Genomic DNA, 1,814 nt, shown 5'->3' on the forward strand with positions numbered 1-1,814 from the left:
TATTGCGACATACGCAATAAAACCATCGAAGCATCAATGAGCAAAAACTCCTATTGCGACATACGCAATAAAACCACCGAAGCATCAATGAGCAAAAACTCCTATTGCGACATACGCAATAAAACCACCGAGACATCAATAAGTAAAAACTCTTATTGCGACATACGCAATAAAACCACCGAGACATCAATAAGTAAAAACTCTTATTGCGACATACGCAATAAAACCACCGAGACATCAATAAGTAAAAACTCTTATTGCCATATACGCAATAGAACTATTTCAGACAACATTCAGATGGAAAATAAACCTTTAAAAAGCAGGCTTTTCTTGATAATTTTCTTCTAACTGCCACCTATTAAAAACACTAGAAAAATTGTAATAAACTCGTTTCCCTTCAGCAAAAGTTTTAGCAGGTTTTTCTCCTCTTATTATTGGGGGATTTTCACTAGGAAATTGACGGTGGTTAACCAAATAGTCCACCACTAAATCTGGATCGTCATTTGACTGTAAAGTGAAAAGTAAATCTTCATTACTACAGGGAACCATCTTTTGTTTGACCCCACATACTACCGGAATTTCTTGGTTAGGAACCCAAGTTTCTAAGGTCGTGACAATATATTTTAATCCACCTCTATCGTATATATTATGGAACCGTTCCGACACCATTTTACATCGCTTTTGTGGTGGATAATTTTCACCAAAATAATAATTATCTAACTTCCAGAGAATAACAATTATTTTTTCATTTGATTGAATATTTTCTACAATTGTTGCCGGAACATTCCTACCTCGATACTCACCAGTTCCACAAAAGAATTTAACCCCAAATACTAGAGCATAATTTACCTTAATTCGTGACGGGGATGAAGTGGATGTAGGTGTCGGTGGTGTTTCTGACTTAAGCTTAATAAAAGGAGTAATAGCTGTAATTAAAGCAGCAACTCCACCTACTACAGTCGCTACTGTAGTCCTCCATAATTCTGTCTTATTATTGCTCATATTTATAAGAGGATAGAACTGTTCTACTTTGCACAACAGTTAAAAATCTTTAATCGTTACTTGAAATTTAAAAATCTGCTTTCGTTTGATGCACCTGAAATTAAACTTCAAGATGGCTGCCTAAAATTTCGTAATATTAAATTTGCCCGATAATTGATGATTTTTTGAAGTGTGTTGTTGTGATTTTTAAAGACAAGATAATACAACTAGAAAAACCCTATATATCATTCCACTTACTACCTGTTCAATCAAATTTACTTCTTCCTTTTACCGAAAAATTGTGGTTTAAAGCCTCCCCTTTTAAGGGGATAATAAAAAAAAATTCATTATTAGTCAATCCTCTTCTTTTCAAGGAGAGGTAATTATTCATCATTCATTATTCATTATTCATTGTTGAAAAGAGCGATCACCTCTAATGTGTTGAACACTATCGCCATTCCATCACAAACAAAAATTACAGCATATTCCATCAGGTGTGAGGTACACCCATAGCGGGTAAGATAGCCTGCATTACAAACATTTCCTCATCGGTATAAGTTATTGCCTTAACCCAACACTCAAAAAGAGGAACTAACGATCTAGTCAATAATGAAATAGTAAGTTTTTTTACCCAATTAATAAATTGAGGTTAGCTAGATTAATCTCAACAAAGTTTGGCGATAAATCACTATTTGCTTAACTTACTCAGGACTTACGCAAATACACCATATATAGTGCATAGTAAATATAGCGATTGCTGACGCAAAGCTCCGCTAACGCTATAATTTTTAGAGAGCGATCGCCCAACACTGTTGGTGTTATCCCTATTCCTA

At 34.6% G+C, this 1,814-nt stretch carries 1 protein-coding gene; it reads right to left on the reverse strand.

Annotated features, from left to right (window positions below; all coding sequences use genetic code 11):
- Positions 1-312: 312 nt before the first annotated feature.
- Positions 313-1,002: a COP23 domain-containing protein gene (locus tag F6K23_RS37210; protein ID WP_293165752.1), complete on the reverse strand. Its 690-nt coding sequence runs from the start codon at positions 1,000-1,002 to the stop codon at positions 313-315.
- Positions 1,003-1,814: the final 812 nt, after the last annotated feature.

The organism is Okeania sp. SIO2C9, assembly GCF_010672455.1.
GTDB lineage: Bacteria > Cyanobacteriota > Cyanobacteriia > Cyanobacteriales > Microcoleaceae > Okeania.